Genomic DNA, 3,492 nt, shown 5'->3' on the forward strand with positions numbered 1-3,492 from the left:
CGCGGGTGCGGCTGCGGGCCGGGTTGGCCGGCCCTGGTGTGCTGGCCGGGCCTGGTGTGCTGGCGGGTACGGCTGCGGGCCGGGCCTAGAACGCCGTCTCGGCGAACCGGGGCGTGCCGGTGCGCGGGGAAACCCAGGCGACCTCGCCGTCAATGCGGACCACCTTGCCGCGACTATCCGCCGGGCCGGAATCCTCGTTGACGCCGTTGTGATAAGCGCACATCGGTACCAAGTTGTCCACGTTGGTAAACCCGCCGCCTTGCCAGCTGTCGATGTGGTGGAACTCGCATTCATCGGCAGGTTTGTGGCAATCCGGCCACACGCAGTGCGGGTACTTCGCCGCAATCATGGTGCGCTGCTTCCAGCTGGCAAAGCGCTTAATCCGGTACAAGTTTACCGGCCCCTCGACGGGGTCAACCAAGGTGACAAAGCCCTGGTCAGCGAGGCGGCGTTCCAGGTATTCCTTGCCCGTGAGCGTGGAGCCGTTGGTCAGCTGCAAGGTCAGCTCCGCGCCATCGCCGGAAACCAGCTTGGCCCAGTCCTCCAGCGTGATGATGATGTTGGTGGAAACGGCCGGCAGGCTGCCACCGGATTTTTCGAAGAACACCGCTTCAGCCGCCTGGAGCCGGTCCTGGGCATTAACGGAATCCAGGACGCCCAACATGTCAGCAATCACGCTGGGCTTGGCAGTCAGGGAAAGCGTGTTGTTGCCCTGGCCGCGCCTGGTGACGCGCACCCCGGCCTCCGGACCGCCCTTGGCCTTTCGCTTGGCCGCGAAGTGATCCTTGGCCACCTGGTCCACCCGTTGCGCGGGGACCGCACATAGTTTCAGACGCAGATCCCAGATCTCGCGGGCGTGTTTTTCCCGCCCCGCGTGGCGTTCGATGTTTATCAGCGAGGTCAAAGAGTGCTTGCCCGCCAGGCGCCGCGCCGTGCGCTGCTTTCCGGTAAAAGGAGTCTCACCGAAATACACCGCCCCCAGGGCGCGGAGGGTGAGCGCGTGCGCGCTGTCAAACAGCGCCAGCAGCTCCTCCTCGGTGCGCCCGTGGGCTTGTTCAACCGGGGTGAGCCCCCGGGACACGTAGTTCGCGTATTCGTCTAAGTTCATGCCCCGAACGCTAGCTGCGGCAAAAGGCCAGCGCAAGGGGGTAAAAATTGCCCCCTGTGGATAACTTTTCCACTCCATTGTACTTTTCACAGGTTTAGTCCACAGGCCCTAACGGTCCGTTTGACAAAGAAGATCTAACGCGTAAGGTTTTGGGGCGTTTTGTCCAAAAGACCCCAAAATGACCCCCAAAAGGCCCGAAAATAGTTGGTGTTAAATGGATCACACGCCCGGGGCGGAAACTGTGTGGGAACCTGGGCGGTGGGCAGTGAGTCTAATAAAGGTGGCATCGGTATAGCCGGTAGCCAGGCAGCTAACTCAACTTGGAAAACCCACGAAAAGAAAGAACTCACCATGCAACATCCACAAACGCCGGACAATCTCCTGGGCGCACTCGTAGAACTATTGAAAGACCCCGTGGGTGTTGACGCCCGCCGGACAAAAGACGGCGGTATCCGCGTGGAGCTGGGCACGGGCCACGCGGAGTTTAAGACCAACAAGTGGTGGCTAGACATGCGGGGTGTGTGGGCCGGTGGGCCCTTTGAATCCAACCCCATGCTGGAGCGCAAACTGCACAAATTCAACCTGGAACAGGAGCGGTGCTATGCCCACCTGCGCCCGGACGGGTACCTAGAGCTGGCCTCCACGGAGGTGTGGGTAAAAGACGCGGAGGACTGGCAGATGGTCATCTTTGCCGTCACCCACCTCAGTGAAATGCTCCGCGGTTTCGCAGCGTTGGAAAAGGACTTTGGTGCCACCGGACGCACACCGGCGGATATCCCGGAACTGACGGAGGTCGAAGGCCCGGACTGGTTAAACATCAACGACGTCGCGGAGATTTTACGCACTGCGGGAGTAGACATCACCACCGACAATGACTACTGGGACGAAGACGAAATTGATGAAGACCCCTGGATTGACAGCATCGAATTCTACGAAAACGGAACGTGGATTGAAGTCCGCGAAGACCACGGCGGCCTCCTTTTTGAAATGGACTGCAAGGCACCGGTATCCGGCGGTAACCAGCGCGAGCTACTGGACTGGCTGCGGGACGCCAACCGCAAATTTGGCGTGCCGTTGCTGTTCCCGCAAACTAGCAGCGGGGTGTTCAACGACCGCGTGGGCGCGCGGGCATTCCTCCCGGGAATCTACCGTTACAACCCGGAGCAGGCGGAGTTTACTGTGCGCGCGGCCTTTGACCTCCTGCGCAACGTGGGGGATTTCTGCCAGGAGGAGGCTGTGGCCACGGCTTAGCGCGTGCGGCCAAGGTCAGCCGGGGCAGCCGGGGCAGCTAGGGCAGCCAGGGCGTCGGCGCGGACTTGGTTGCGGCGGAGCTTGCCCAGGGCATCGGCGGCTAAGGCGTCAAAGAACAGGACCCGGCGCGGGATTTTGTACCGGGCCAGGCGCGCGCGGCAATGCTCCAGCAGTTCCGCCTCACTGGCGGGCGCGTCCAGTACCACGCAGGCGGTGACCTCCCCGGTATCAACCACGGCGGCCGCAGCCACGGCCGGGTGGGCGCGCAACGCATTTTCCACCTCCGCGGGGTAGACGCTAAAACCGCCCACCTTAATAATCTCTTTGCGGCGGCCCACCAGCCGGTAGTAGCCGTCTTCTTGCGTGCAGATATCGCCGGTGCGCAGCCAGCCGTCGTAGAAAGCGTCAGGGTCCACGCGCAGATAGCCGGCAAAAACTTGCGGGCCGCGCGCTAGCAGCTCGCCCTCGGCGGCGTCTTCGGCCAGGTTGTCCGGGTTGGCAATCCGCAGTTCGGTCCCGGGCACTGGCTTGCCGATACCCCCTGCCCGCCGCGTTTCATCCAGCGGGTTACAGGTCAGCACAGGGGAGGATTCGGTTAGCCCGTAGCCCTCCACCAGCATGCCGCCGGTTAGTTGCTCCCATTCCTCGACGAGGTGGGTGGGTAAGGCGGCCGCGCCGGAGATGGCCCGGTCAATGCCGCTGAGGTCCGCGCCCACCGCGCGGGCGTGGGCGATAACGCGTTCGTAGAGCGTAGGAACCGCCGGCATCCAGGTGGGGCGGTGGGTGGTGATGGCATCAACCACGGCTTCGGCGGTGGGACGGGCCACGAAGATGAGCTGCGCGCCGATGTTTAACCCCACCGTAACCGACATGGTTAGCCCGTAGGAGTGGAACATGGGCAACGCCGCGAGGAAGCGTTCCTGGCCGCGCCGCAGGCCCGGGACCCAGGCGGTGATTTGCTGGGCGTTGGCGCTTAAGTTTCCGTGGGTGAGTACCACGCCTTTGGGTTGGCCGGTGGTCCCGGAGGTGTGGAGGATGAGCGCGGGGTCGTCGGGAGAAATGGGGGGAAACGCGGGCGGAGCGGCGGGCGGAGCGGCGGGCGGAGCGGCGGGCGGAGCGGCGGGCGCAGCGGC

At 63.5% G+C, this 3,492-nt stretch carries 3 protein-coding genes; 1 reads left to right on the plus strand and 2 read right to left on the minus strand.

The genetic code is table 11. The features are described from left to right. Positions 1–85: 85 nt before the first annotated feature. Positions 86–1,108: an HNH endonuclease signature motif containing protein gene (locus tag F4V58_RS01100; RefSeq protein WP_075736356.1), complete on the minus strand. Its 1,023-nt coding sequence runs from the start codon at positions 1,106–1,108 to the stop codon at positions 86–88. A gap of 351 nt (positions 1,109–1,459) precedes the next feature. Here F4V58_RS01100 and F4V58_RS01105 point away from each other — a divergent pair, with 351 nt between their 5' ends. Beyond that, positions 1,460–2,359 carry a hypothetical protein gene (locus F4V58_RS01105; RefSeq protein ID WP_150385660.1) on the plus strand — a complete coding sequence of 300 codons (900 nt, stop codon included), beginning with the start codon at positions 1,460–1,462 and terminating at the stop codon, positions 2,357–2,359. On the opposite strand, the gene F4V58_RS01110 is transcribed toward F4V58_RS01105, so the two are convergent. Then, positions 2,356–3,492, minus strand: a 1,137-nt coding sequence (locus tag F4V58_RS01110) for an AMP-binding protein (protein ID WP_150385661.1), incomplete at its 5' end; no start/stop codon positions are given. The genes F4V58_RS01105 and F4V58_RS01110 overlap by 4 nt on opposite strands.

This window comes from Corynebacterium phocae, assembly GCF_008693075.1.
GTDB classification, from domain to species: Bacteria; Actinomycetota; Actinomycetes; order Mycobacteriales; family Mycobacteriaceae; genus Corynebacterium; species Corynebacterium phocae.

What these genes read in the sequence shown, in the direction of transcription:
- F4V58_RS01105 (WP_150385660.1), top strand. Translation starts at nt 1,460, where the DNA reads ATGCAACATCCACAAACGCCGGACAATCTCCTGGGCGCACTCGTAGAA.
- F4V58_RS01100 (WP_075736356.1), bottom strand. Translation starts at nt 1,108, where the DNA reads ATGAACTTAGACGAATACGCGAACTACGTGTCCCGGGGGCTCACCCCG.